Raw genomic sequence first — 24591 nt, 5'->3', positions numbered from 1 at the left:
CTGGGCCGACAGTGCAAGCCGCGTCGCTTCCCGGATCTGGGTAGCGACGCGGCTTGCACTGTCGACCTAGTGCTCGAGGACGGCTCGCAGGAAGCGCTGGGTCCGCTCGTGCTGCGGCTCCTTCAGGATCTGTGCGGGCGGCCCCTGCTCGACGACCGCACCGGAGTCGAACATCACCACCTGGTCGGAGATCTCCTCGGCGAACCGCATCTCGTGCGTCACCATCAGCATCGTCATGTCCGACCGGTGCGCGAGATCGCGGATGACGCCTAACACGTCGCCGATCAGCTCCGGGTCCAGCGCCGAGGTCGGCTCATCGAACAGCAGCACCCGAGGCTTCATGGCCAGGGCGCGAGCGATCGCGACGCGCTGCTGCTGCCCACCGGACAGCTTGGGCGGCTTCTTCTCGCAGTGCTCACGCAGGCCGACCATGTCGAGCAGCTCGAGCGCCTCCTCACGCGCCTGCTCCTTGGGCACCTTGGAGACCTTGATCGGCGCCTCCATGACATTGGCGAGCGCGGTCATGTGCGGGAACAGGTTGAACGACTGGAACACCATCCCGACGTCGCGGCGCGCGAGCCGAGTTTCCTTGGTCTCCTTGGCTTTTCCGCCCGCGGGGACATCCCAGAGCGTCTTGCCGCCGACGCGTACGACGCCTTCGTTGGGTGTCTCCAGCGTCATCAGGATGCGCAGGATCGTGGTCTTGCCCGAGCCGGACGGCCCGATGATCGAGACCTTCTCGCCGGGATGGACCTGGAAGTCCAGCGAGCGCAGCACGTGGTTGTCTCCCCACGACTTGCTCACCCCGTCGAAGGAGATCATCGGCTCCTCGGTCGGCACGGCGCTGTCGGTGACAGTCGGCGTATCAGGCGTTGACGGCAAGGCGACGCTCCATCACTCGGAAGGCAAGGCTGGCGGGGATGCTGACGATCAGGTAGAGCAGACCGGCCATCACCATCGGCTCGACGAACCGGTAGCTGTCCTGGCCGTAGATGTTGGCGGAGTTGAGCAGCTCGACGACACCGATACCGAGCAGCACGGCCGAGTCCTTGAACATCTGCACCAGGTAGTTGCCGAGGATCGGAATGACCGACCGGATCGCCTGCGGAAGCACGACACGACCCCAGGTCGTGGCGCGCGGCAGGCTCAATGCGGTGGCGGCCTCCCACTGCCCGGCAGGAAGGTCCTCGATACCGGCCCGGTAGACCTCGGCGCAATACGCGCTGTAGTTGACGCCCATGACGACGACGCCTGCCCAGAAGAGGCTCAGGCTCACGCCGACTCCGGGCAGCTTGGGCAGCACGAAGTAGACGAAGATCGCCTGGACGAGCAGCGGCGTACCTCGGATGAACAGCACGTAGAAGCTGAACAGGTGCGAGATCACGGGGATCTTCGAGCGTCGTACGACCGCGACGAGCAGACCGAGCACCGCGGCGAGCGCGAAGCCCAGCAGGCTGATCTGCACGGTGAGCTTCAGCCCGTCGAGCAGCTTCGGCAGCGCATCGGCGGCGTACTGGCTGTCCCAGTAGTCCTTGGTCGGAATCATCATCAGAACCCCGGTCCCGCGCTCGTGCGCAAGAACCTGCTGGCGAACCGACGGTCGACCCGATCAACCGCGAACCGCCGTTCGAGCAGCCACATGATGCCGGCGACGATCATCGCCAGCACGAAGTACATGACCAGCAGCGCGGTGAAGATCGCGACGGTGTGGCCCTCGGTCTTCCATACCTGCTGGGTCTGGTAGGTCAGCTCACCGACAGTCACCAATGACACCAGCGACGTGTTTTTGAGCGTGTCCACCGCGACGTTGCCGAACGGCGGCAGCATCGCCGGGATCGACTGCGGGATCAGGATGCGCCTCATCCGCAGCGCCTTGCTCATCCCGAGCGCGATACCGGCTTCGTTCTGTCCCTTCGCCCGCGCGGAGATCGTCCCGCGGACGATCTCCGAGGCGTACGCACCCTCGTTCAGTCCCAGGGCGAGCACCGCACAGACGAACGGCGTGAACTCCAGCCCGAAGAACGGGAGCACGTAGAAGAGGACGAACATCTGCACGAGCATCGACGTGCCGCGCCAGAACTCGACCCAGACGGATACCGGCCACCGCACCCACCGGTGGTCGGACAGCCCGGCGATGCCGAGGACGAACGCCACGACGACCGCGAGCGCCAGGCCGACTACGAAGACCTGGACGGTGAGCCAGAGTCCGTCCAGCAGCAGGCTGCGGTAGTCCCACAAGGCGCTCATCCGGCGGACCTGACCGTTCGGGGCCGGGTGGAGATCAGCCTTCTGCCTTGCACAGCTCGGCCTTGGTGGCCTTGCGGGACGCCTCGGCGTCGAAGCCCCACTTCTTCATCAGGGCGTCGAACTCGGGCGTCGCCTTGTACTTCTTCAGCTGCACGTTGTACGCCTCGACGAACTTCGCGTCGCCCTTGCGGAAGCCGCTGCCAGCGCCGGTGTTGGGCACGTCCGTGACCGGCGCAGTGACCTCGAAGTCCTTGTCGGTCTTGGCCAGGTCGTTCAGCGAGAGCGTCGGCAGGAAGAACGCGTCCGCACGGCCCGACTTGACCATCTCGATGCCCGTACGCCCGTCCTTGGCCGGGAGCAGCTGTCCCCCTGGCACCTTCTTGCCCTTGAGGATGCCCTCCTCGAACCCGCCGCCGATGACGGCGATCTTGAGGTCCTTGTTCTTGACCACATCAGCGGCCGTCAGGATCTTCTTCGGGTTGCCCTTCTTGACGCCGAACGACTCGGTCGACACGACGGTCGGCTCGGAGTAGTCGATCTGCGCGCAGCGGGACTGCTTCATGAACAGCCCGGCCGTGACGGCGTCCCAGCGGTTGGCGTTGAGCCCCGGGATCATCGCGTCGTAGCCGGCCACAGTGCCCTGGATGTCCTTGATGCCCAGCAGCTTGCAGACCGCACGGAAGATGTCCGGCTCGGCACCGGTAACGGTCCCGTCCGGCTCGATCTTGGTGTAGGGCGGTTCGTTGGCGATGGCGACCCGCAGGTAGCCCTGCCTCTTGCCCTTGGCGAGCAGGTCCTCCCCTGCGGTGGCGCCTCCTCCGCCGCCGCGCGCCGGATCCTTGGAGTCGCCGCACGCCACCAAGGGCGCGGTGACGGCCACCAGGCCGGCCGAGCGAATGAGGGTACGACGTGAGATCTCGAGAGACATGTGCGGACTCAGCTCCTCGTAGGTGGTGCCTCGTAGGTCTGTCCGACCAACGGCCGATCCACCACGGTGGAGGGCGACGCCAGCCTCAATCTCACTCGACGTTATCGGAGCCGGAACGGCGTCACAGTGTTCCGCACAGCAATCGTTTACCGGTCCGTGACCTCGCTGGGGGCCACCTATGTCCAGACGGGCACACCTGATAAGAGACGTCTCAGTCGCGCACTCGCCGGGCCTCCATCCATGTCATCAAAAAGCCTCCGAGAGCGACCACCGCACCGGCCGTCTCGGCCACCGCGGACAGCACCTTGCCGTCGGTCTCCCAGGTCGGGTTGTACATGTCAGGGATCGGACCGATGTCGCCGACCTCGACGTACGTGTAGGTGATGACGGCCGCGGCGGCGGTCGCCGCGATGAGTCCGGCGAACGCGAACGTGTACCACCGCGGCCTCACCAGCAACGCTCCGGCCGCTACGAGAGCGACCATGCCCTGGACGCGAAAGATGTTGCCCTCGTTGAAGATTCCGCCGGGCGCCCCGGCGTACAGGTCGGCATTCTTGATGTGCACGACTGCATCGATCACCAGCGCGCCGGCGACCAGGACTGCAAGAGCCCAGACCACGGGCGTACGACGTCGTGCCGTCGAGCGTGAAGGCGTACTCACTCCGAGAACAGACATGTCAGTAGCCCCCGCCGCCGTACTCCGCGGTCGGCGTCGAGCCGGCCTTGCTGGTGATCGCGTCGCCGTCCGGTGCCACGACCGTCCAGAGCCCGCCGTCGAGCACCTTGCCCTGGCCCTTCGCCTGACCCTTCGCCGAGTCGCCCTTGAAGGTGTAGATCGGGTGGCCGTTGACGGTCAGCTGGTTGCTGCCGTCCGCGCGGGTCGCCGAGCCCAGCTTGCCGGTCACGCCGTCGAGCGAGGCGGGGAGCGGAGACGGTGCGTTCACCGGCGGCCAGTTGCTTGCGCAGGCGCCGTTGCACTGCGACTGCATGCCCTTGTCGCCGGCGAAGTAGTAGACCGTGCGGCCCGTGCTGTTGACCAGCACCGCGCCCAGGGACGAGGAGGTCGCGCTCAGCGCAGCGCCGGAGGCAGCAGGTGCGTTCGTACCGGAACCTGAGTCGTCGTTGGAGCCGCAGGCTCCGAGAAGCGTGACGGACAACGCCGCCACCGCCAGGCCCGCCCCGTACCGGGGCCGAATGCCGTGTCGAGTGCTCATACCAACGCTTACGCCACGACGGCGGCAATGGTTCAGGTGTGCAGAACGACCCGGCCGTCCGTCGTACGCACCTGGACCTGGCTGATGGCCGCGGCGGTCAGGTCCGTGCTCCCGGTCACCGTCGCGTCCCGCCCAGGCAGTACCGCCCATCGCGCCACCGTCTGCGGGGTGCCGCCATCCTTCGGGAGCACCACGAGCTCGTACGTCCGGCGCGGCCCCTGCGGAGCGCGGTCGCCTTCGTAGAGACACTCCATCGTGACCTTCGTGCCCCACGCCATCGGCTGGAGGTGCAGCGACGCGCGTATCGGAGCAGCCGACGCCGTACTCATCGCGACGGGCTGGCCGATCGACGGGGGCGGGTCACCACGGTCCGCGAGCACCGCAGTGCCGCCCACCAGCGCGACGGCGGCCACGGCAGCGGCCGCGCCGACCGCCAGACGTCGGCGGATCCGCGAGCGCCGGACCGTGCGCAGCATCCCCGGGAGCAGCGTCTGCGGCATCGGCGGCACCTCCGGCCTCGGCTCGTCAGGCTGCGCGCGCGCCAGGAGCGGCGGCAGCGATCGCAGCTCGGCCACCGCAGCGGTGCATGCGTCGCACGTCTGCAGGTGCTGCTCGTACGCCGCCCGATCGTCGTCGTCCAGGGCGCCCAGGACGTACGCCGCGTCGAACTCCTCGAACGGATCGGTTGAGGACGTCATGACGTCACTCCCATCTCTTGCAAAGCCAGCCGCAGCGCCCGCAGCGCGTAGTGCGCCCGAGACTTGACCGTGCCGTCGGGGATGCCGAGCCGAGCGGCAGCCTCTGTCGTCGTACAGCCCTGGAAGTAGCACAGGTCGAGCACCGCGCGATGGTCGGCGCTCAGCCGGGAGAGCGCTTCGTTGACCACGACCGAGTCCAGGAGCGCGTCGACCTGCTCGGCGTCCGAGGCCTCACGCGCCTCGTCCAGCGGCAGCTCCGGATGGCGGCTGCGTTTGCGCCACTCGTCGATCACCAGCCGCCTCGCCACCGTGAACAGCCAGGACCGGACCGATCCTTGCTGCTGACGGAGGATCGCCGGCCGGCGCCATGCGCGCAGCATCGTCTCCTGCACGATGTCCTGCGCGAGGGGCAGATTGCCGCCGGTGAGCGGCACGACAAACGACCACAGCACCGCGGCGTGCTCGTCGAAGAGCGTCCGCAGCAGCTGCTCGTCCTCACGCACGCGGTCAGCCTCCACACCTCTACCTACGCTGCCGACGCGCCTCGGGTTCAACGAGACCGGCGACGAATCTCAAGCGCCGTAGCGCCTCTCGCGCTCGGCGTACGCACGCAGGGCTCGCAGGAAGTCCACTCGCCGGAAGTCGGGCCAGTAGGCCTCGCAGAAGTAGAACTCCGAGTGGGTGCTCTGCCAGAGCAAGAACCCGCCGAGCCGCTGCTCCCCCGACGTGCGAATGACGAGATCGGGATCGGGCTGGCCCTTGGTGTAGAGGTGCTCGGCGATGTGCTCGACATCCAGTACCTCGGCCAGCTCCTCGATCGAGGTGCCCTTGGCCGCGTGCTCCTGCAGCAGCGATCGGACGGCGTCGGCGATCTCGCGGCGCCCGCCGTAGCCCACGGCGATGTTGACGACCAAGCCCTTGACCTCGCGGGTCGCGTCGGCGGCGTCCTTCAGCCGGGTCGCCGTCTGCTGCGGCAGCAGGTCGAGCGCGCCCACCGCGTTGATCCGCCACCGCTTGGTCGCGGCCAGGTCGGCGACGACGTCCTCGATGATCGTGAGCAGCGGCGCCAGCTCCTTGGCCGGCCGGTTGAGGTTGTCGGTGGACAGCAGCCAGAGGGTGACGATCTCGACGTTGAGGTCCTCGCACCAGCCGAGGAACGGCTCGATGTTGTCCGCGCCCGCGCGGTGACCGGTCTCGGAGTTCTTGCCGCGCAGCTTGGCCCAGCGCCGGTTGCCGTCGAGCATCACGCCGACGTGCCGGGGCAGCTGTTCCTGTGGGAGCGCCCGGGTCAGCTGTCGCTCGTACGCGCCGTACAGCAGGTCATTCAGACCACGCATCACTTACTCCTGGTTGCTGTCATCGGCGTCGAACGGCACCACTCAGACGTTACCGTCGGAACGTGAGCCCGAAGATGGACGTTCGAGTCAATGGCGAGGTTGCGCCGGTCGGCCGAGCGACCGCAACTTACGCAAACGTAAGTTAGGATGTCCTCATGATCGCCCGTATCGGCCACCAGCTCGACGAGGTCCAGGAGACCGCGTCCGAGCTCGTACGCCTCGTCAAGCCCCGCCTGCGCGGCTGGCTGCACGCCGGCATGGCGCCTCTCGCGCTCGCGTCCGCGATCGTGCTGATCTGTCTGGCCCCGACCGCTCGTGGCCGCATCGGCGCCGTGATCTTCGGGATCACGGCCGTCCTGCTGTTCACCACGTCGGCGGTCTATCACCGGGGCAACTGGTCTCCGCGGCTGCACAGCCTGCTCAAGCGGATGGACCACTCCAACATCTTCCTGATCATCGCCGGCACCTACACACCGTTCGCGCTGACTCTCCTGCCTCGCGGCCAGGCAACCCAGCTGCTGGTGATCGTGTGGAGCGGCGCCATCCTCGGGGTGCTGTTCCGGGTCCTGTGGGTCAACGCCCCACGCTGGCTCTACACCCCGGTCTACGTCGCACTCGGCTGGGTGGCCGTCTTCTACTTCGGTCCGCTGCTGCACGCCGGCGGCATCGCCGTGGTCACGCTGATCGCGGTCGGCGGCCTGCTCTACACGCTGGGCGCAGTCGTCTACGGCACCAAACGACCCAACCCCTCTCCGCGCTGGTTCGGCTTCCACGAGGTCTTCCACGCCTTCACCGTGGCAGCGTTCGTGGTCCACTACGTCGCTGCGTCCCTGGCGATCTACCGCCCCGGCCTCGCGACCTGACGATCCGAGCGTGCCGCCTGATCCGTTCGAGCAGCTCGTCTCCCGTCTGGCCGACGACCTCGACGGGCTGACCGCCAGCGCACCGGTCCTGGCCGCCGACGCGCACTTCTCGCGACACCACTACGAGCGCATCGTCGCCGCCGTGGCCGGCGAGACGCCCACGACGTTCCGGCGCCGCATCCTGCTGGAGCGCGCGGCGTACCGGATGATCCGCAGCGACGCCACCCTGCTCGAGGTCGCCCTCGAGGCCGGGTTCTCCTCGCACGAGGCCTTCACGCGTGCGTTCCGTCGGGCGTACGACATCGCTCCCTCGGTCTGGCGGCAGCGGCCCACCCGCTTCCAGATCGCCGCGCCCAACAACGTGCACTTCCACCCACCAGGCGGCCTCCGCCTGCCGGCCCGGACGGAGATGAGCGGCATGGATGTGGTCGATCAGATGGTGCAGCACCACGTCTGGCTGGTCGAGGAGCTGGTGACTCGTGCGGACCGCCTCGCCGACGAGGAGCTCGATGCGCCTCTCGCCGCTCCGGTCGACGGCATCGACGGCGAGTCACTGCGCTGGCTGCTCTCCCGGATGATCGGCCAGATGGAGATGTGGCTGGCCGCCATGGAGGACCGGGAGTACGACTTCACGGTCGAGAGAGCGGAGTCGGTGACGTCGATGCGGCGGCGCATCACCAGGGTCGGCCCTGCGTTCACCGAGTCTGTCGCGCGGGTCGGTGCCGAGCGGCGGTTCGACGAGACGTTCGTCGACGCGTTCTCACCCAAGCCGATGGTCATGACGTACGGCGCGATGGTCGCGCACGTGCTGACGTTCGCCGCGCATCACCGCCTGCTCGCCCTCGACCGGATGCGCGCCTGCGGCATCGACGATCTGCGTTTCGGCGACCCGAAGCAGTGGTTCACCAAGCCGGTCGAGACGTGAGCGACCGGACATCGCAAATTCGGTCAAGTCCGAGCGTGCTCAGCCGAGCAGGCTGATGCCATGACCGAGACCGACCCGTCCTGCTGGTTCTGCTCCGACACCGTCCGCACCGATCCGCCGCCCGGCGGCTGGCTCTACGCCGACGACCTCTGGCGCGTGGGTCACACGCCAGCCGCCTACAGCGTCGCGGGTACGACGATCCTCGAGCTGCGACGCCACGCCGCCGATGAGCAGGCCATGACGCCCGAAGAACGAGCGTCGCTCGGCACGATCACCGCGCGCCTGCTGGCTGCGGTCACCGAGGCGACCGGCTGCGACCGCGTCTACCGCTGGGCGACGATGGACGCGTACGCGCACTTCCACCTCTGGCTGATCCCGTGGTGGCAGACCTCAGCCACTCGCGGACCGCGCTACCTGATGGACAGCGTCAACGGTCCCGGCGCCACACCCGAGGAGGCGCTCGCGACGGCTGGCCGGCTCAGGTCCGCGCTCGAAGTCCAGGGATGAGCCGCGGCCGACCCGACTACCCCGCCACTTCGTGCGCTGCCCCGGGTGAGATGACCGGTCATCTCACTCGGGGCAGTTGCCGTTTCGGCGGGGTAGTGATGACGCCACGTGTGGGACGTCAGGGAGAGCCGGGGTGCGGCGTACCGTCCTCGAGCCCGCCGGGCTCTGGCGCGCCGGACTCCGCGTCGCGCTCGGCGGCCTCGCGGGCCTTCTGCTCCTGCTCCTCGCGGTAGCGGACACCGCGCAGTCGGTTGTTCATGCTGCGGAACAGGAAGTAGCACACGATCGCCAGACCGAACAGGACGACGAAACCGCCGAGCCCGGCCGTGATCTGGGTGCTCGCCGAGCCGGAGCCGCCCATGTCAGACCGTCTCTCGCTCGCGGATGTCATCGACCACGAGCGTCAGGTCGCCGCTCGTGGCCTGCGCGTCGGCATCGTCGGCCGACCCGAGCCCGGCGAAGAGGTCATCCTCGCCGCCCTCGGACAGCGGGATGTAGGACAGCGTCAGGTCGAAGTCCTCCGTCGGCCAGACCTTGGCCTGCATCTCCTTGGTGATGCGGAAGAAGTTGCCGTCCGGATCGACCTGCGTCGCGTGCGCGAGCAGCGCCTGCTCACGCTTGCCGAAGTAGTCCGCACAGGGCACCCGCGTGGTGATCCGCCCCTCGGGCCGGTCGCCCCAGCCCTCGAGCCACTCCTTGTACGGCGACTCCATGCCGGCCTCCGTCATCGCGTTATGGAAGGCGGTCAGCTTGGCGCGGGAGAAGCCGCGGTCGTAGTAGAGCTTGAGCGGCTGCCAGGCCCGGCCGGCGTGCGGGTACGCCGACTCGTCGCCTGCCGCACGGAACGCCGCCACCGACACCACGTGGCACATGATGTGGTCCGGGTGCGGGTAGCCGCCGTTCTCGTCATAGGTCGTGATGACGTGCGGACGGAACTCGCGGATCACACGTACGAGGGCCTCAGCGGTGACCTCGATCGGCTCCAGCGCGAAGCATCCGTCGGGCAGCGGCGGCAGCGGATCGCCTTCTGGCAGACCGGAATCCACGAATCCGAGCCAGGAGTGCTGCACGCCCAGAATGGCCTGTGCGGCAGCCATCTCCCGGCGGCGCACCTCGGGCAGATCGCGCTGGATCTCGGGGTCACCCTGCAGTCGCGGGTTGAGCACGTCGCCGCGCTCTCCACCCGTGCAGGAGACGACCATGACCTCATGGCCCTCGTCGGCGTAGCGCGCCAGCGTCGCCGCACCCTTGCTCGACTCGTCGTCGGGATGCGCATGCACGGCCATGAGCCGCAAGCGGTCAGACACGAAAGTCCACCTCGTCGTCCACATGTGAGGTCGTCGTGCCGCGGTGGGCGAACGGCCCCCGCCGCACCGCCCCATCTCGACCGGTCACGGACGGGGCAACGACGCCTCCTATCCTCTCACTCGGAGCCCTGGCCAGAACCGCTGGCCACCCACACCGCTCAGGAGCCCGTCGTGCCCCTTCCTCGTCCCGCTCCCGGGCAGGCCAAGTGGTGGGTGATCGGCACTGTCGGGGTCGCGCTGGGCGTGGCCCTCGCCACCTGGTGGGGCATCTCCGCCTCACAGGGCGTCACCTGGAACGACGCAGGCCACTCCATCGTCGACGACCGCTCGGTGCAGGTCCGGTTCGACGTCACCGCGGACACCGACAAGGGCGTCACCTGCAGCATCAAAGCCCTCGCGGTCGACCACTCGACCGTGGGTTCCAAGCAGGTCGCCTACCCGCCGAGCAAGTACCCCTCCACGCGCTACGTCGCGACCATCGCGACCACCGAACGCGCGACGACCGCCACGGTCGACTCGTGCGAGTACACCCCCTGACGACCGTCGTACGCCGACCGGTCCGGCGGGCCTGAGGCCCTCGTCCACGCGGAACTTGCCGACTGGCGTTGTCGGGTCAAGTTGCTAGACTTGTAGGTTCACCGAGGGTCTGGGTTCGAATCCGCACGGCGGAATCGACCCGGGCCTCGTTGTTTGGCCCAGCATCCGTTCGGGGGTGTGGCGCCAGGCCCGCACACCAAGGAGAACCATCGTGACCGACACCGCCAGCGCATCGGCGAGCTTCCTGACGCAGGAGGCGTACGACCGACTGAAGGCCGAGCTCGACCACCTGTCCGGCGAGGGTCGCTCCGACATCGCCAAGCGCATCGAGGCGGCGCGCGAGGAGGGCGACCTCAAGGAGAACGGCGGCTACCACGCGGCCAAGGAGGAGCAGGGCAAGATGGAGCTGCGCATCCGCCAGCTCACTGAGCTGCTGCGGGACGCGACCGTCGGCCAGGCGCCCAAGGACAACGGCGTGGTCAACCCCGGCATGGTGGTGACCGTCGAGATGTTCGGCGACGAGGAGAAGTTCCTCCTCGGCAGCCGCGAGATCGCCGGCGACTCCGATCTGGACGTCTACAGCGAGAAGTCCCCGCTCGGCGCCGCCATCAACGGCAAGAAGGTCGGCGACGAGACGTCGTACGACGCGCCCAACGGCAAGACCATCGCCGTGAAGGTGATCGCGGCGACGCCGTACACCGGCTGATCGCACCCGCCGAGAGGCACAGCTTTCCATCGAGAGGCACACCCACTGGGTGTGCCTCTCGTGCATTCGGTGTGCCTCTCAGCGGGCGGTGTCTTGCTCAGCGAGACGCTGAGTTGCACGTCTACTAATGCATCCCATAACTTCTCGTTAGGTCTTGAGTTTCAGCGCACAGCCCCGGCTTGCTGGACAGCAACCCTCCACCGCGGTGGGGTGCTCCGGGTGACGACACGGCACCGGCCACCCGGTCGGTGCAAGCGCGGACTCCTCGTGGGTCCACCTCACGCGACGGAGCTCGATATGGCAGCTCAGCCAGACGCCCGGCTCGTTCCGCGGCCGTCCGTGTCCGTCAAACGGCAGCGGCCGGCGTTCTACCGCCTGCACATCGACCTGATGCGGATCGCCTCAGCGTCCTGCTGCTGATCTCGTCGGTCTGACCGCCCTCCTGGTCTCCCGTCTGCGCCTCGAGCGCCTCGTCAGCGACCCCCGCAGCCCGGCCTCCGGCGCTCTGGTCGCTCTCCCTGACCCTCGATCTTCGTCTGGAGACCGCCCGTGTCCACGACTTTGCCCACAGCCCGAACCTTCGACGTCGCGGCACCCAACGAGCCCGCCGCGACACCGGCGCTCCGCGTCGTCCCGCGACGCCGCCCGTGGCGCTGGGTCGGCACCGCCGTTGTCCTCGGGCTGCTCGCCCAGCTGGTCAACGGACTGGTCACCAACCCCGCCTGGGAGTGGTCGACCGTCGCGGACTACCTCGTCACGAAGACGATCCTCACGGCACTGCTGACCACCATCCAGCTGACCCTGCTCGGAACGGTGCTGGGGTTCGCGCTCGGCATCGTGCTGGCCATCCTTCGACTCTCCGGTAGCGCGTTCCTCCAGGCCGTCGCCTGGACCTACGTGTGGGCGTTCCGGTCGATCCCCCTGATCGTGCAGCTGCTGTTCTGGTTCAACATCGCCTACCTCTACAAGCAGCTCAGCATCGGCATCCCGTTCGGGCCGGAGCTGTTCCGCTTCGACACCAGCAACGCGATCGGTGCCATGGGTGCCGCCGTCCTTGGGCTTGCCCTGCACCAGGCCGCGTACGCCGCGGAGATCATCCGCGGCGGCATCGCCTCGGTCGACCAGGGACAGCTGGAAGCCGCTGCGGCACTAGGGATTCCGCGTCGCCGACAGTTCTTCAAGATCGTGCTCCCTCAGGCCATGCGCTCGATCCTGCCGAATGCCACCAACGAGGTGATCAGCCTCTTCAAGGGCACCTCGATCGTGTCCGTGCTCGCGATCCCTGAGCTCTTCTACCAGGTCCAGGTGATCTACGGCCGGACCTCACGCGTCGTGCCGCTGCTCATCGTGGCGACCATCTGGTACATCGTCCTGACCACCCTGCTGTCGGTCGCGCAGTACTACCTCGAGCGGCACTACGCCAAGGGCAGCTCTCGGCATCTGCCACCAACACCGTTGCAACGCCTACGTTCTCGCGTCGCACAGTTCCGCATGGATGCGGCCGCCGCTCGCGGTGAGACGCGCACGAGCGAGGTGTCCCGATGACTGCGGAAGCACTCGTACGCCGGCCGGTCGTCGAGGTCAGCAACGTCACCAAGTCGTTCGGCGACCATGTCGTGCTTCGCGATGTGTCGCTCGATGTCGAGCAGGGCAGCGTGACTGTCGTGCTCGGGCCGTCCGGGTCTGGCAAGTCGACCCTGCTGCGCACTATCAATCACCTCGAGAAGGTCGACCGCGGACAGATCCATGTCGACGGCGACCTGATCGGCTATCGCCGGCAGGGCGACCGGCTGCACGAGCTACGTGAGCGAGATGTGCTGAAGCAGCGTTCCCGGATCGGCTTCGTGTTCCAGGACTTCAACCTGTTCCCACACCTCACCGTGCTGCAGAACGTCGCCGAGGCTCCCATCTCGGCGCAGCGGCGCAACCGCCGTGAAGTCGAGGATCAGGCGAAGGAGCTGCTCGAACGAGTTGGCCTGGCAGACAAGGCCGCTGCCTATCCCCGCCAGCTGTCGGGTGGTCAGCAGCAGCGCGTCGCCATCGCGCGTGCGCTGGCCCTGCAGCCCAAGGTGCTGCTGTTCGACGAGCCCACCTCGGCGCTGGACCCCGAGCTGGTCGGCGAGGTGCTGGACGTCATCCGGTCACTCGCGGACGACGGTGCCGCGATGGTCGTCGTCACTCACGAGATCGGATTCGCCCGTGAGATCGCCGACACCGTCGTGTTCATGGACCACGGCCAGATCGTCGAGTCGGGCCCGCCGAGCCAGGTCATCGACCAGCCCACGCACGAGCGCACCCGCGCCTTCATCGACCGCGTCCTCTGAATCCAACCTGACCTGAGAGCGAGTTCCCATGACCACCAACGCCATTTCCCGTCGTACGACAATTGCCGCCGTCCTGGCCCTCGGCACCTCGGTCGCCCTCGCGGCCTGCTCGGACCCGGAGGAGAAGACCACTACGGCGACCATCGCACCCCAGCAGGGCGAGGCGAAGGCGCAGGTCGTGCGCTACGACACGTCGCCGAGCCAGACACTTCGGGTCAAGGGCACGTACGACGCCGCGATCGCTGCGAAGCTGCCGCCCGCCCTCCGCAAGCGCGGCTCGATCATCGTGGGTAACGGCTCTGCCGGCGGCGGCATCCCACCGCTCGGGTTCACCGCGACGGACAACAAGACGCCAGTGGGCGTCGAGCTCGACATCGCCTACCTCATCAGCAACGTCCTCGGCCTCAAACCACAGGTCCAGACGACGTCGTTCGAGAACCTCTTCGTCGGCGTCGACTCCGGCAAGTACGACGTCGCGCTCTCCAACGTCGGCGTCAGTGAGCTGCGTAAGGAGAAGTACGACTTCGCGACCTATCGCCTGGGGCTGCACGCCTTCGAGGTCAAGAAGGGTTCGCCGATACGGGTCAAGGGACCTGCTGACCTGGCTGGCAAGCGGGTCGCGGTCGGCTCCGGGACGCTGCAGGAGGACATCCTCCTGCGCTGGAACGCGGAGAACGTCAAGGCGGGTCGGGCACCGATCAAGGTCTCGTACTACCAGAACGCGAGCGACTACTACCTCGCCCTGGCGTCCGGCCGGATCGACGTCTACCTCGGCCCCAACCCGAGCGCGACGTACCACGTGGCCACCGACGGCAAGACCCAGATCGTCGGCACCGTCTCCTCGAGCTATCCCGTGCAGGGCAAGGTCGGCGTCCTCACCAAGAAGGGCAACGCGCTCGCTCCCGTCATCCAGCAGGCACTCAACAAGACGATCGCGGACGGCACGTACGCCAAGGTGCTGAAGCGTTGGGGTCTCAGCTCGGAGGCCGTGCCGAAGTCCGAGCTCAACCCGCCCGGGCTCCCGAAGCCGGCCAAGAAATGACCGGCGTCAGGCTCGTGCTCGTGGGCGCCGGTCCACGCACCATTGGGGTGCTGGAGCGGCTGGGCGCGAGCGCACCGGAGCTGGCGCCGGGCCTGCGGCTCGACATCCACGTCGTCGACCCGCATCCCGCCGGCGGTGGCCGAGTGTGGCGACGTGAGCAGTCGCCTCTGCTCTGGATGAACTCCGTCGCCGAAGACATCACCGTCTTCACCGACAGCTCCGTCACCTGCGACGGACCTGTCCACCCCGGACCGTCCCTGGCTGAGTGGGCGGCCGGCGAAGGACTGGGCCGGCTCCGCGAGGCGGGGTGGTACGGCCCACGAGAGTCGTTGCAGCCCAACGACTTTGCGCCTCGGGGCGTGCAGGCGGAGTACCTCTCGTGGGTGTGGGAGCGGGTCATCTCGTCGCTGCCAGAGGGCATCCGAGTGCACGTCCACCACGAGTCCGCGGTCGCTGTGGACGACGTACGACGTCGGCGGGCTCCCGAGCGCCAGCGCGTCACGCTGGCCTCGGGTCGGCAGCTGGACGCGGATGTCGTGGTCCTGGCGCAGGGCTACCTCGATCACGAACCCACGCCTGAGCAGACCGCCTGGCTGGAGGCGGCAGCGTCCCAGGACCTCACCTATGTGCCGCCGGGCTACACGGCCGATCTCGACCTGTCGGGCCTGCGTCCCAGTGAGCCGGTCATCGTGCGCGGCATGGGTCTGGCCTTCGTAGACCTGTTCGTGCTGCTCGCGGAGGGCCGGGGCGGGCGGTTCACCGGGGAGGGCCTCGACCTGACGTATCACCCGAGCGGCGAGGAGCCGGTCCTGTACGCCGGGTCGCGCCGTGGCGTGCCGTATCACTCCAAGCTCGGCTACAGCGTCGGTGCCTCCGGGCCAGTGAGCACTCGGCACCTGACCGCCGACGCGCTGGCGGGCTTGGGCACCCTCGACTTCGACAGTCAGGTGCGTCCCCTTGTCGCCCGCGAGCTCACGGACCTGCACTACCGACGACTGTTCGCGGCGCACCCCGAACGCACTCGCGGCAGCTGGCAGACGCTGGAGGCGCTGATCGCCGAGTCGGACGTCGCGGCTCCCTCGTTCGAAGCGGCCGCGGCCGCACACGTGCCCGACCCACACGACCGCTTCCATCTCCCTGACGTCGACCGGCCGATGGCGGGGCGGACGTGGGGCGAGCGGCAGGCGTACGAGCAGGACCTGGTGACCCACATCGAGCAAGACATCCAGCGACGGGCGAGCCCCGAGTTCTCCTCGGACCGTGCGGTTTTCGACGGTCTGCTGTCGGTGTACGGCGTGCTCGCCGGCCTGGCGAGCAGCGGTCGGCTGTCCCCCGCTGACCGGGTGCTGCGGCTGGAGCAGGAGTTCCACGGGTTCTTCTCGTTCCTCGCCAGTGGTCCGCCACCTCAGCGCCTGGCCGAGCTGCTTGCCCTGCACCGCGCCGGCATCGTGCGGTTCCTCGGCCCGGATGTGCGAGTCACTCTGGAGGACAACGGGTTTCGCGCATCGTCACCGAGCGTCCGTGGCGTGATCACCGCGCGTGCTTTCGTGGATGCCCGACTCCCCCGGCCCAACGTCGTCGCCACCACCGATCCGCTGATCCGCGGGCTGCTGCGCCGCGGTGACCTGAGCGCTGATGTCGTCTCCGACGGCGAAGACGGTCAGCGCGGCGGCCAGCTCTTGTCCGACGAACGATGTCGGGCTGTTCGAGCGGACGGCACCTCCCATCCCCGCCGCTATCTCGTCGGACCATCCGTGTCCGGCAGCGTCGGCGCCGGCGGGTTCACCCGTCCTGGCTTCAACGGCGCCGGGCTGCGCCAGAACGACGCTCTCGCCCGGGGGCTGCTCGAGCAGCTCGTCGCTGACGCGACCGCCTTCGCACCATCCACCACCATCACCACGGAGGAGCACCGTCATGCCAGTTGAGTTCTTGGGAATGGCCGCCAACAACGACGGCACCGAGACTGCCGCGCGATCCGCCGGCCCGCTCGACCTCGCGTACGCCGCGAAGCTGGCCCGCGCGCACGAGGACAACGGCTGGGACCGCGTCCTGTTCGCCTACAGCTCGGGTTCGCCGGACCCGGCACAGGTCGCCGCCTACCTCGCGGGCGAGACGGAGAGTCTGCGGCTCGTCGTCGCGCACCGCCCCAACACCGCGGCGCCGACCCTGACGGCCAAGACCCTGGCCACTCTCGACCACATCAGCAACGGCCGCGTCGAGGTGCACGTCATCACGGGTGGCTCCACCGCCGATCAGGCAGCCGAGGGTGACCACCTTCCGAAGGACGACCGCTACGGCCGCACACGTGAGTTCATCCAGATCCTGAAGCGCGCCTGGACCTCGGACGAGCCGTTCGACTTCCCTGGCAGGCACTACCAGCTGGAGAACTTCCTCGCCGACATCAAGCCGGTCCAGCAGCCGCGGCCGCGGATCTCGTTCGGCGGCTCGTCAGCCGCGGCGTACGACGTAGGCGCGCGCGAGGCGGACGTGTTCGCCCTCTGGGGAGAGCCGCTCGCCGGCACGGCGGAGCAGATCGAGACCATCCGCCGGATCGCCACCGAGGCCGGCCGCCCGCTCCCGACCATCCAGGTTGCGTTCCGACCGATCCTGGCGGCCACGGATGAGCTGGCGTGGGAGAAGGCGGAGCGCACGCTCGGTGACATCAAGGCCGCCCAGGAGGCGGGGGTGAGTCCGCGAGGACGGTTGCGGCGCAACGATGCCGGATCGGCGGAGCCTGCGACGTCGACCGGAGGAGGCGCACCGCTCGACAACACAGGACGGCGCAACGGATCTCAGCCAGAGAACGCTGGGTCGCAACGACTTCTCAACGCGGCCGCGTCGGGTGAGCGGCACGACCGCGCACTCTGGACCGCGACCTCGGCCGCCACCGGTGGCGGTGGCAACTCGACTGCACTGGTCGGTACGCCGGAGACCGTCGCTGCCGCCTTGCTCGACTACTACGACCTGGGCGTCCGGATCTTCTCGGCCCGTGGCTACCACCTGTACGACGACGCCGTCGACTTCGGCCGACAGGTCATCCCGCTGGTCCGTGCCGAGGTCGCTCGCCGCGAGCAGCGCGCCGGCCGGGCCGAGCACGCCACTCCGAAGGCGGTCGTGGCATGACTATCGACCAGGTCACCCGGTCCGAGGTCGAGTGGGAGCGCTGGCATGCCCAGCGTGAGGCAGACCTCGCCACCGAGTACGGCTGGCTCTCCCTCACCGGATTCGCTTGGCTACCAGGCGAGCCCGGCACAGTCGACGGCCTACCGGGCCGGTGGTGGGCCAGCGCGGTCGACGCTCATGTCGAGGCCGATGCGGACGCCGGGATCACGGTGGATGGCAAACCGGTCGACGGCGTCATCGCGGCGACCGTTGCCGAGGCCGGCTCGCTCGACTGGGTGAGAGTCGGAACCCGCCGCGTGCAGCTCCTCCTTCGAGGTGGCCGGTTCGCCGTACGCACCCGAGACGCGTCCGCGCCCACGCGGGCTCGCTTCGACGGCGTTCCCACCTTCGAGTACGACCCCGCCTGGGTCGTGGAGGGCCGGCTCACCCGCTGGGCCGAGCCGCGCCGGGTCGAGGTGGCGACCGCCAGGGCGGACCTGCGGCAGCACGTCCGTCTCATCGGCGAGCTCGAGCTGGAACTCGCCGGCCAGAGCCATCGGCTCGCCGTGGGTGAGTCCGCGGACGGCGCGCTCACCCTGATCTTCCACGACGCGACCAACGGCGCCGAGACCGCGCTCTGGAGGACAGTCACCACCGGCGTACCGTCCGCCGACGGCACGGCCGAGGTGGACTTCAACCGGACGCTGAACCTGCCGTATGCGTTCACCGAGTTCGGCACCTGCCCGGCTCCGCCGTCCGGCAACCGGATCGAGACCCGCGTGACCGCTGGCGAGAAGGCACCCGCGTGAAGATCTGTACCTACACGCTCATCGACAACAGCCCGGATCCTGTGACGGGAGAGGCACTTTCGCCGTACGAGAGGTTCCAGCACGTCGTACGCCAGGCGCAATGGGCGGAGGAGCTGGGTCTCGACGCGTACGGAGTCGGCGAACGGCACGCGCAGCGATTCGTGTCGTCCTCTCCCCCGGTCGTGCTCGCCTACATCGCAGCGCGCACGTCGCGGATCAGGCTGCTGACGACGGTGACGGTGCTGTCGCTGCTGGACCCGGTGCGGGTGGCCGAGGACTACGCCACCCTCGACCAGCTCAGCGGCGGACGGCTCGACATCATCATCGGCAAGGGCAACGACCCGGAGCAGAACGCACTCTTCGGCTACGACCTCGACGGGCAGTGGGACCGCAACCGGGAGAAGTACGACCTGCTCCGCCGGCTGCTGCGCGAAGAGGATGTCACCTGGTCGGGCACCTACCGACCCGACCTGGTCGACGCCACCACCCAGCCGCGGCCGTTGCAGCAGCCGACCATCCCGATCTGGCACGGGTCCGCGTCCTCGACCGAATCCACTGAGCTGGCAGCACGATTCGGCGAACCCCTGTTCTCCGCCAACGGCTTTCACCCGCTGGAGAAGTACGCCGCGCTCGTCCGGCACTACCGCGAACGCTGGGAGGCGCACGGGCACGACCCGGCGGACGCTGTTGTGGGCGCGGGGTTCAACGGCCTGCTGGTGGCGCCGACCACGCAGGAGGCGCTGCGGACGTACCGCCCCGCGTTCGATGCCTTCGTGAGCTCGCCAGGCGCGAAGCACAACAAGCTGCCGTTCTCGACGCTGGAGGAGTTCGTCGATCAGGGGTCTGCGCTGATCGGGTCGCCTGAGCAGGTGCTGGACAAGCTCGGCAGGTATCACGAGGCGTTCGGGCACGAGCTGACCGGCATTCCCCTGGAGGTCCCTGGCCTGCCGGCCGATGTCGTACGACGCAGTGTGGAGACCTTCGTGGGCGAGATCGCGCCGGTCCTGCGACGGACGTACCCCTCCCGCGTCTGGCCCGGCCTCGCCCCCGCCGCCTGACCACCCCGCTGGTCGAGTAGCCGGAGCGCCAGCGGAGGCTAGGTCCTCGCCTACTCGACCGGCGATGTCAGCGGGCGACGGCCTTCTTGTAGGCGGCGGTCGACAGCGGCACGAAGATCGCCAGCAGCAGCACAACCCACCCGAGCGTGTAGAGCTCGGCGTGCTTAAGTGCCCAGGTGTACTCGATCTCGCCGAGCCGAGCCGCGTCGGTGCGTCCCTTCGCGTCCGGCAGGGCGAACAGGTTGCCGAAGTTCTCCCGAGCCGCATGGGTGATCGTCGAGACGGGGTTCCAGCCGGCCAGCGTCTTGAGCACGGCCGGCATGTTCTCGGCCGGCACGAACGTGTTGGCGATGAAGGTCAGCGGGAAGATCACGATGAACGCCGCGTTGTTGACGATCTCGGGCGTACGGACCTTGAGCCCGACGAACGCCATCACCCACGAGAACGCGTAGGCGAACAGCAGCAGCAGGCCGTACGCGACCAACGCCTTGACGAAGCCTTCGCGGATCCGCCACCCGATGACCAGCCCGGTCAGCGACATGACGACCAGCACAATCAGGTTGTTGAGCAGGTCCGAGATCGTCCGGCCGAACAGCACCGAACCCGGATGCATGGGCAGCGTCCGGAACCGGTCGATGATGCCCTTCTGCATGTCCTCGGCCATGCCGGATCCGGTGATCGTCGCGCCGAAGATGATGGTCTGGGCAAAGATGCCCGCCATCATGAACTCCCGGTATCCCTGGGGGTCAGCGGGCGCCAGGCTGCCGAAGACGAAGCCGAACAGCAGGACGAACATGATCGGCTGCATGGTGGTGAACACCAGCAGGTCCGGGACCCGCTTGATCTTGATCAAGTTGCGCTTGGCGACGGTCGCGGCATCGCCCACCAGGTGTGCCGCGCTCACGGTAGTCATACGGTCTGTGCCTCTCGCTCGCGCTCGTCGTCGGCGTCGCTCTCCTCGTCCTCGGCCTTGTGGCCTGTCAGCGACAAGAAGGCGTCGTCAAGTGTTGGGCGTCGAATCCCGATGTCCTGCACCGTGATCGACCGTTCGTCCAGCTGTCTGACGGCGAGCAGCAGGGACTGCGTGCCACCGGTCACCGGCACGATCACGGTGCGCGTGTGGTCGTTGACCTCGGCCTCTCCGGAACCGAGCTCGCTGAGCGTCTGCGCGGTCTCGCGCAGCCGCTCGGGCTCGGCAACCGTCACCGTGAGCCGCTCGCCACCCACCTGCGCCTTGAGCTCGTCGGCGGTGCCCTCGGCGATGATCCGACCGCGATCGATCACGATGATGTTGTCGGCGAGCCGGTCGGCCTCCTCGAGGTACTGCGTCGTCAGCAGCACTGAGGTGCCCTCGGACACCAAGCCTTCGATGACCTCCCACATGTCACCGCGGCTACGCGGGTCGAGGCCGGTGGTCGGCTCGTCGAGGAAGATCACGGGCGGCCGAGCGACCAGCGCGCCCGCCAGGTCGAGGCGTCGTCGCATACCGCCGGAGTACGTCTTCGCCGGGCGGTCCGCCGCGTCCTCCAGCCGGAACTCGCCGAGCAGCTCGCGCGCTCGTGCCCGCGCCTGGCTCGCCGGCAGGTGGTAGAGCCGCCCCACCATCTCAAGGTTCTCGTAGCCCGTGAGGTACTCATCGACAGCGGCGTACTGACCGGACACCCCGATCTTGCTGCGCACCTGATCAGGCTGGTTGATGACGTCCGCACCCGCGACTGTGGCCGTGCCGGCGTCGGGACGGATGAGGGTCGTCAGGACGCGGACCGTCGTGGTCTTACCGGCCCCGTTGGGGCCCAACATCCCGAGCACCGTGCCCTCGGGCACCGCCAACGAGACACCGTCGATCGCCTTGACGTCCTTGTAATGCTTGATCAGGCCTTCTGCCCTTACCGCGTCAGTCACGTTGCCCAACCTCCCATCCCGAGCCCGGATATCACGACTCCATTTCTGCGATCCTCCCGGCGCATCCCAAGAAATCGTTGGCTCAGGCGACGCTCGATCGCCACGATGGCCACATGGCGCACCCCACAACGACCGAAGTCGATCCGCATGACGAGGCGTCCTTCCGCGCCTGGTACGACACGTTCAAGAGCGGCGTCACTGACGGCCGCAAGGCTCCGGTGTTCTCGACGTACGACGCCCTGGCGACATCCCTGCGCAACCCAAGTCCTCGTCGTACCCGCCTTGCGGTCGCCGCGTATGAGGGCGAATCGATCTGTGGCGCAATGCTTTTCGAGTACGACATCGAGGACGACGTGGATGTTGTCGACGTCGAGATCGGCGTCCCTCCAGCGGCGCGCGGGCGAGGAGTCGGCACGGCTCTGTGGAACTGGGCGGTCGCCAGGATGGCTGCGCTTGGTCGGACGATCGCGGCCGTAGAGCTCAACATCGCGCCTGACCAGACACTCGAGAACTCGCTCGGCGGCCGGTTCGCCCTCGCGCGCGGCTTCGTCAGTTCGCACGTCGAGGACCACCTCGCCCTCGCCTGGCCCGGCGCACCGCGGACGCCGTCGTCCGAAGAGGCGTACCGCGTGATCACCTGGACCGGCGCCACGCCCGACGACCTGATCGAGGCGTACGCGCATATGTGGACTGCGATGTCGGCGGATGTGCCGACCGGCGACCTGACCCGAGACCACCGGATCATCACGCCCGACAGGATCCGGCAGAGCGAGGAGCGGATGGCGCGGTCGTACCGCAGCTATGTCGCGTTCGCCCAGCACTCCGACGGCTCACCCGCCGGCTACACCCTGGTCTACGTCGATCGCTCCGACGGCTCGAACGCGATCCAGGACGACACCCTCGTCCTGGAGGAGCACCGCGGGCACGGGCTCGGCGCGCTGCTGAAGGCCGCGAACTACGCCCAGATCCGCGAGGCCGAGAGCGACGTGCGATGGGTGCACACCTGGACCGCTCAGAGCAACGGCGCGATGCAGCGGGTCAACACCGGGTTCGGGTTCGAGGTTGTGGAGGTCATGCACGAGATGGAGCTGAAGCCGCGCTGACGGATCCGCTCCGATCCTGCTCGTTCTGCCGAAGAACCTTGTCGGTCGGCCGCTCGACCTGACAGCCTCGTCGGCACCATCCCCACCACGACGGAGCCAGCCAGATGACTGAACGACCCAGCCTGCGGCACGCCACGGAGCTCGTGTCACACCTTGTGCAGCAGACCGACGACCACCAGCTGAGTGCACCGACGCCGTGCCCCGACTACCAGGTCGGCGACCTGCTCGACCATCTCGCCGGGCTCTCCACGGCGTTCACGTGGGCCGCGCAGAAGACCAACCTCGAGGTGATGGACGGACCACCACCGCTGGGCCGCACCGAGCACCTCGCCGACGACTGGAAGGCCGTCATCCCGCACCGCCTCAAGAGCCTGGCCGACGCCTGGGAGGACCCCGACGCCTGGACCGGAATGACCAAGGCCGGTGGCATCGAGATGCCGGGCGAGGTCGGCGGCCTGGTCGCCCTCAACGAGGTCCTCGTGCACGGCTGGGACCTGGCGAAGGGCACGGGCCAGGCGTACGACCCGCACCCCGAGCTCGTCGCGATCGGCGCGGAGTTCACCGCGCAGTTCGACCCCGCCGGATCCCCCGGAGCGTTCGGCCCGATGGTCCAGACGCCGGACGACGGTGCGGGCCTGCAGCGGCTGCTCGGCAACACCGGCCGCGACATCGGCTGGCAGCCCCAGCCCTGAGCACCCGGCGCGCATACATCTTCGACTACCCCGCCGAAACGTCCACTCCCCCGGGTCGGATGACTGGTCAGCTCACGCGGGGAAGTCGTCACATCAGCGGGGTAGTCGGCGTCTGACGCCGTCCACACCCCCGCTCCGCCGCACTTCCCATCCACCGTGGCTCGAGCAACGCTCACGTATCGCCTGGGCGGGCCGTCACGGTCTGCGCATGAGCGATTCGGTCGACCCTCGTGTCCTTGGTGCGTTCGCCACTCACTACGGCGTGCTGTCACGGAAGCAGCTGCTCGGGCTCGGAGTAACCCCTGCCGAGGCGCGACGGAGAGTGCGCAATAGCGACTGGATACGAGTCAGGCACGGTGTGGTCACCACGGCGCAGATCTGGGCGGGACTCGATGAATACGTCGGCCGGCCGCTCCTGCTCGCACGCGCGACGATCCTCCAGCTACGTCACGGGTGGGTCCTGAGCCATGACTCGGCCGCGCACCTGCTCGGACTGGCCATCCTTCGCCCCCACGGACCACAGGTGCACGTGACCAGACCTGGCTTCACCAACACGTGGAGCAAGAACGGCGTCACTCACCACCTCGCCTCGTTCGACGCCACGCAGATCGTCCAGATTGACGGGCTCGCCTCGCTCGACCGTGCACGCACGGCGGTCGACATTGCCCGCGAGCGCGGCGTCCGCCACGGTCTGGTGGCGTGCGACTCGGCGCTACGCATGGGTATTGCACGAGACGAGCTGGAGCACGCCCACGCGATCATGCGCCGCTGGCCCGGCGTACGAGCCGCCCGCACCTGCGTCGAGCTCGGCGACGCAGGTGCGGAGAACCCGAACGAGTCCTTGGCGAGAGAGCTGGTGCTCGAGGCCGGCATCGGCGTACCGGAGACGCAATTCCCCGTACGGACCCGCGAGGGCGTGAAGTGGTGCGACCTGCGAGTCGGTAACCACGTCATCGAGGCCGACGGCCGGACCAAGTACCAATCCACCGACGAGGGCGGAGTGGCGAGCAAGCCAGCCGACGCCGTCGCGTGGGACGAGCGCAAGCGCGAGCGTCTCGTACGAGACAGGCGGCTCGGCGTGACCCGGTTGTACTGGGAGGACTACTGGGGCGCTCGGCGCGCGGACGCCATCACCCGGCTTCGAGCCGACCACGCCGACAGCGTTGCGCGATTCGGCTCGACGCTGCCGGAGACTATGGCGCGCGAGGCGGAAGCAATCCGAAGGGCCAGTCCCCGCACTACCCCGCCGAAAGGTGCACTTCCCGGGGTCGGATGACTGGTCATCTCACC

The 24591-nt window shown here is 68.2% G+C and carries 29 protein-coding genes and 1 riboswitch; of the genes, 16 read left to right on the top strand and 13 right to left on the bottom strand.

Features of this window, described 5'->3' with window-relative positions; all coding sequences use genetic code 11:
* Positions 1-66: 66 nt before the first annotated feature.
* The 9 genes from VV02_RS09185 to VV02_RS09145 all read right to left on the bottom strand — a co-directional run bounded on the left by VV02_RS09185 (position 67) and on the right by VV02_RS09145 (position 6424).
* Positions 67-822 carry an amino acid ABC transporter ATP-binding protein gene (locus VV02_RS09185; protein WP_052596760.1) on the bottom strand — a complete coding sequence of 252 codons (756 nt, stop codon included), beginning with the start codon at positions 820-822 and terminating at the stop codon, positions 67-69.
* 43 nt (positions 823-865) lie between these two features.
* Complete coding sequence (gene ehuD, locus VV02_RS09180) at positions 866-1549, bottom strand: ectoine/hydroxyectoine ABC transporter permease subunit EhuD (protein WP_083450037.1); 684 nt, start codon at positions 1547-1549, stop codon at positions 866-868.
* Entirely contained in the window at positions 1549-2247 is a 699-nt protein-coding gene (gene ehuC / locus VV02_RS09175; protein WP_052591104.1) for an ectoine/hydroxyectoine ABC transporter permease subunit EhuC, read from the bottom strand. The genes ehuD and ehuC overlap by 1 nt, the downstream gene beginning before the upstream one ends.
* Positions 2248-2281: 34 nt before the next feature.
* Positions 2282-3175: an ectoine/hydroxyectoine ABC transporter substrate-binding protein EhuB gene (gene ehuB / locus VV02_RS09170; RefSeq protein WP_052591102.1), complete on the bottom strand. Its 894-nt coding sequence runs from the start codon at positions 3173-3175 to the stop codon at positions 2282-2284.
* Positions 3176-3386: 211 nt separating this feature from the next.
* The gene (locus tag VV02_RS09165) at positions 3387-3851 is read right to left on the bottom strand and encodes a hypothetical protein (protein WP_157063343.1); all 465 of its coding nucleotides are present in this window, start codon (positions 3849-3851) and stop codon (positions 3387-3389) included.
* 1 nt (position 3852) lies between these two features.
* On the bottom strand, positions 3853-4389 hold the full coding sequence (locus VV02_RS09160) for a COG4315 family predicted lipoprotein (RefSeq protein ID WP_052591099.1): 537 nt from the start codon (positions 4387-4389) through the stop codon (positions 3853-3855).
* A 32-nt stretch (positions 4390-4421) separates the two neighbouring features.
* Positions 4422-5087: an anti-sigma factor family protein gene (locus tag VV02_RS09155; RefSeq protein ID WP_052591097.1), complete on the bottom strand. Its 666-nt coding sequence runs from the start codon at positions 5085-5087 to the stop codon at positions 4422-4424.
* Complete coding sequence (locus VV02_RS09150) at positions 5084-5590, bottom strand: sigma-70 family RNA polymerase sigma factor (protein ID WP_052596756.1); 507 nt, start codon at positions 5588-5590, stop codon at positions 5084-5086. Before VV02_RS09150 ends, VV02_RS09155 begins: the two co-directional genes overlap by 4 nt.
* Before the next feature lie 69 nt (positions 5591-5659).
* A complete protein-coding gene (locus VV02_RS09145) occupies positions 5660-6424 on the bottom strand; it encodes an isoprenyl transferase (RefSeq protein ID WP_052591095.1) in 765 nt (254 codons plus the stop codon).
* A 155-nt stretch (positions 6425-6579) separates the two neighbouring features.
* On the opposite strand from VV02_RS09145, the gene trhA reads away from it, so the two are divergent.
* Genes trhA through VV02_RS09130 form a run of 3 tightly spaced genes read left to right on the top strand, consistent with a single transcriptional unit; the run spans position 6580 to position 8719 of the window.
* Positions 6580-7287 (top strand): PAQR family membrane homeostasis protein TrhA, encoded by a 708-nt coding sequence (trhA, locus tag VV02_RS09140; protein ID WP_052591093.1) that lies wholly within the window; start codon positions 6580-6582, stop codon positions 7285-7287.
* A 10-nt stretch (positions 7288-7297) separates the two neighbouring features.
* Positions 7298-8212: a helix-turn-helix domain-containing protein gene (locus tag VV02_RS09135; protein ID WP_052591091.1), complete on the top strand. Its 915-nt coding sequence runs from the start codon at positions 7298-7300 to the stop codon at positions 8210-8212.
* 60 nt (positions 8213-8272) lie between these two features.
* A complete protein-coding gene (locus tag VV02_RS09130; RefSeq protein WP_052591089.1) occupies positions 8273-8719 on the top strand; it encodes an HIT family protein in 447 nt (148 codons plus the stop codon).
* A gap of 118 nt (positions 8720-8837) precedes the next feature.
* Here the strand turns inward: VV02_RS09130 and VV02_RS09125 are convergent, their stop codons facing one another.
* Both VV02_RS09125 and mca read right to left on the bottom strand, forming a co-directional pair.
* Positions 8838-9080 (bottom strand): hypothetical protein, encoded by a 243-nt coding sequence (locus VV02_RS09125; RefSeq protein ID WP_052591087.1) that lies wholly within the window; start codon positions 9078-9080, stop codon positions 8838-8840.
* Position 9081: 1 nt separating this feature from the next.
* A complete protein-coding gene (gene mca / locus VV02_RS09120; RefSeq protein WP_052596754.1) occupies positions 9082-10026 on the bottom strand; it encodes a mycothiol conjugate amidase Mca in 945 nt (314 codons plus the stop codon).
* 171 nt (positions 10027-10197) lie between these two features.
* Here mca and VV02_RS26660 point away from each other — a divergent pair, with 171 nt between their 5' ends.
* The 10 genes from VV02_RS26660 (at position 10198) to VV02_RS09075 (ending at position 19604) form a co-directional block, all read left to right on the top strand.
* Complete coding sequence (locus VV02_RS26660; protein ID WP_052591085.1) at positions 10198-10563, top strand: DUF4307 domain-containing protein; 366 nt, start codon at positions 10198-10200, stop codon at positions 10561-10563.
* Positions 10564-10774: 211 nt separating this feature from the next.
* Entirely contained in the window at positions 10775-11269 is a 495-nt protein-coding gene (gene greA / locus VV02_RS09110; protein WP_052591083.1) for a transcription elongation factor GreA, read from the top strand.
* A 150-nt stretch (positions 11270-11419) separates the two neighbouring features.
* Positions 11420-11532, top strand: a riboswitch (SAM riboswitch).
* Positions 11533-11566: 34 nt separating this feature from the next.
* Entirely contained in the window at positions 11567-11689 is a 123-nt protein-coding gene (locus VV02_RS27320; RefSeq protein WP_281177294.1) for a hypothetical protein, read from the top strand.
* A gap of 129 nt (positions 11690-11818) precedes the next feature.
* Positions 11819-12814 carry an amino acid ABC transporter permease gene (locus VV02_RS09105; protein WP_052591081.1) on the top strand — a complete coding sequence of 332 codons (996 nt, stop codon included), beginning with the start codon at positions 11819-11821 and terminating at the stop codon, positions 12812-12814.
* Positions 12811-13593 carry an amino acid ABC transporter ATP-binding protein gene (locus tag VV02_RS09100; RefSeq protein ID WP_052591080.1) on the top strand — a complete coding sequence of 261 codons (783 nt, stop codon included), beginning with the start codon at positions 12811-12813 and terminating at the stop codon, positions 13591-13593. The genes VV02_RS09105 and VV02_RS09100 overlap by 4 nt, the downstream gene beginning before the upstream one ends.
* A gap of 28 nt (positions 13594-13621) precedes the next feature.
* Positions 13622-14635 (top strand): ABC transporter substrate-binding protein, encoded by a 1014-nt coding sequence (locus VV02_RS09095; protein ID WP_052591078.1) that lies wholly within the window; start codon positions 13622-13624, stop codon positions 14633-14635.
* Between the two features lie 20 nt (positions 14636-14655).
* Positions 14656-16560, top strand: a complete 1905-nt coding sequence (locus VV02_RS09090; RefSeq protein WP_218917388.1) for an FAD/NAD(P)-binding protein — start codon at positions 14656-14658, stop codon at positions 16558-16560.
* The gene (locus tag VV02_RS09085; RefSeq protein ID WP_052591075.1) at positions 16550-17758 is read left to right on the top strand and encodes an LLM class flavin-dependent oxidoreductase; all 1209 of its coding nucleotides are present in this window, start codon (positions 16550-16552) and stop codon (positions 17756-17758) included. The genes VV02_RS09090 and VV02_RS09085 overlap by 11 nt, the downstream gene beginning before the upstream one ends.
* Positions 17755-18546 (top strand): DUF1684 domain-containing protein, encoded by a 792-nt coding sequence (locus VV02_RS09080; protein WP_052591074.1) that lies wholly within the window; start codon positions 17755-17757, stop codon positions 18544-18546. The genes VV02_RS09085 and VV02_RS09080 overlap by 4 nt, the downstream gene beginning before the upstream one ends.
* The gene (locus VV02_RS09075; RefSeq protein WP_052591072.1) at positions 18543-19604 is read left to right on the top strand and encodes an LLM class flavin-dependent oxidoreductase; all 1062 of its coding nucleotides are present in this window, start codon (positions 18543-18545) and stop codon (positions 19602-19604) included. The genes VV02_RS09080 and VV02_RS09075 overlap by 4 nt, the downstream gene beginning before the upstream one ends.
* Before the next feature lie 67 nt (positions 19605-19671).
* Here the strand turns inward: VV02_RS09075 and VV02_RS09070 are convergent, their stop codons facing one another.
* Together VV02_RS09070 and VV02_RS09065 are read right to left on the bottom strand one after the other, a co-directional pair.
* A complete protein-coding gene (locus tag VV02_RS09070; RefSeq protein ID WP_052591071.1) occupies positions 19672-20517 on the bottom strand; it encodes an ABC transporter permease in 846 nt (281 codons plus the stop codon).
* Positions 20514-21506, bottom strand: a complete 993-nt coding sequence (locus VV02_RS09065) for an ATP-binding cassette domain-containing protein (RefSeq protein WP_052596753.1) — start codon at positions 21504-21506, stop codon at positions 20514-20516. The genes VV02_RS09070 and VV02_RS09065 overlap by 4 nt, the downstream gene beginning before the upstream one ends.
* Before the next feature lie 113 nt (positions 21507-21619).
* Between VV02_RS09065 and VV02_RS09060 the strand changes: the two genes are divergently transcribed.
* The 3 genes from VV02_RS09060 to VV02_RS09050 all read left to right on the top strand — a co-directional run bounded on the left by VV02_RS09060 (position 21620) and on the right by VV02_RS09050 (position 24577).
* The gene (locus VV02_RS09060) at positions 21620-22609 is read left to right on the top strand and encodes a GNAT family N-acetyltransferase (RefSeq protein WP_052591069.1); all 990 of its coding nucleotides are present in this window, start codon (positions 21620-21622) and stop codon (positions 22607-22609) included.
* A gap of 104 nt (positions 22610-22713) precedes the next feature.
* Complete coding sequence (locus tag VV02_RS09055) at positions 22714-23301, top strand: TIGR03086 family metal-binding protein (protein ID WP_052591068.1); 588 nt, start codon at positions 22714-22716, stop codon at positions 23299-23301.
* Positions 23302-23509: 208 nt separating this feature from the next.
* Positions 23510-24577 (top strand): type IV toxin-antitoxin system AbiEi family antitoxin domain-containing protein, encoded by a 1068-nt coding sequence (locus tag VV02_RS09050; RefSeq protein ID WP_157063341.1) that lies wholly within the window; start codon positions 23510-23512, stop codon positions 24575-24577.
* Positions 24578-24591: the final 14 nt, after the last annotated feature.

Source organism: Luteipulveratus mongoliensis, assembly GCF_001190945.1.
Classification (GTDB): Bacteria; Actinomycetota; Actinomycetes; order Actinomycetales; family Dermatophilaceae; genus Luteipulveratus; species Luteipulveratus mongoliensis.
Note: the sequence above shows the minus strand (reverse complement) of the source record. Positions and strands in the feature narration are given on the sequence as shown.

Coding starts and splice junctions, on each gene's coding strand:
- VV02_RS09185 (WP_052596760.1), bottom strand. CDS start 822: ATGATCTCCTTCGACGGGGTGAGCAAGTCGTGGGGAGACAACCACGTG.
- ehuD (WP_083450037.1), bottom strand. CDS start 1,549: ATGATGATTCCGACCAAGGACTACTGGGACAGCCAGTACGCCGCCGAT.
- ehuC (WP_052591104.1), bottom strand. CDS start 2,247: ATGAGCGCCTTGTGGGACTACCGCAGCCTGCTGCTGGACGGACTCTGG.
- ehuB (WP_052591102.1), bottom strand. CDS start 3,175: ATGTCTCTCGAGATCTCACGTCGTACCCTCATTCGCTCGGCCGGCCTG.
- VV02_RS09165 (WP_157063343.1), bottom strand. CDS start 3,851: ATGTCTGTTCTCGGAGTGAGTACGCCTTCACGCTCGACGGCACGACGT.
- VV02_RS09160 (WP_052591099.1), bottom strand. CDS start 4,389: ATGAGCACTCGACACGGCATTCGGCCCCGGTACGGGGCGGGCCTGGCG.
- VV02_RS09155 (WP_052591097.1), bottom strand. CDS start 5,087: ATGACGTCCTCAACCGATCCGTTCGAGGAGTTCGACGCGGCGTACGTC.
- VV02_RS09145 (WP_052591095.1), bottom strand. CDS start 6,424: ATGCGTGGTCTGAATGACCTGCTGTACGGCGCGTACGAGCGACAGCTG.
- trhA (WP_052591093.1), top strand. CDS start 6,580: ATGATCGCCCGTATCGGCCACCAGCTCGACGAGGTCCAGGAGACCGCG.
- VV02_RS09130 (WP_052591089.1), top strand. CDS start 8,273: ATGACCGAGACCGACCCGTCCTGCTGGTTCTGCTCCGACACCGTCCGC.
- VV02_RS09125 (WP_052591087.1), bottom strand. CDS start 9,080: ATGGGCGGCTCCGGCTCGGCGAGCACCCAGATCACGGCCGGGCTCGGC.
- VV02_RS27320 (WP_281177294.1), top strand. CDS start 11,567: ATGGCAGCTCAGCCAGACGCCCGGCTCGTTCCGCGGCCGTCCGTGTCC.
- VV02_RS09100 (WP_052591080.1), top strand. CDS start 12,811: ATGACTGCGGAAGCACTCGTACGCCGGCCGGTCGTCGAGGTCAGCAAC.
- VV02_RS09095 (WP_052591078.1), top strand. CDS start 13,622: ATGACCACCAACGCCATTTCCCGTCGTACGACAATTGCCGCCGTCCTG.
- VV02_RS09085 (WP_052591075.1), top strand. CDS start 16,550: ATGCCAGTTGAGTTCTTGGGAATGGCCGCCAACAACGACGGCACCGAG.
- VV02_RS09080 (WP_052591074.1), top strand. CDS start 17,755: ATGACTATCGACCAGGTCACCCGGTCCGAGGTCGAGTGGGAGCGCTGG.
- VV02_RS09070 (WP_052591071.1), bottom strand. CDS start 20,517: ATGACTACCGTGAGCGCGGCACACCTGGTGGGCGATGCCGCGACCGTC.
- VV02_RS09060 (WP_052591069.1), top strand. CDS start 21,620: ATGGCGCACCCCACAACGACCGAAGTCGATCCGCATGACGAGGCGTCC.
- VV02_RS09055 (WP_052591068.1), top strand. CDS start 22,714: ATGACTGAACGACCCAGCCTGCGGCACGCCACGGAGCTCGTGTCACAC.
- VV02_RS09050 (WP_157063341.1), top strand. CDS start 23,510: ATGAGCGATTCGGTCGACCCTCGTGTCCTTGGTGCGTTCGCCACTCAC.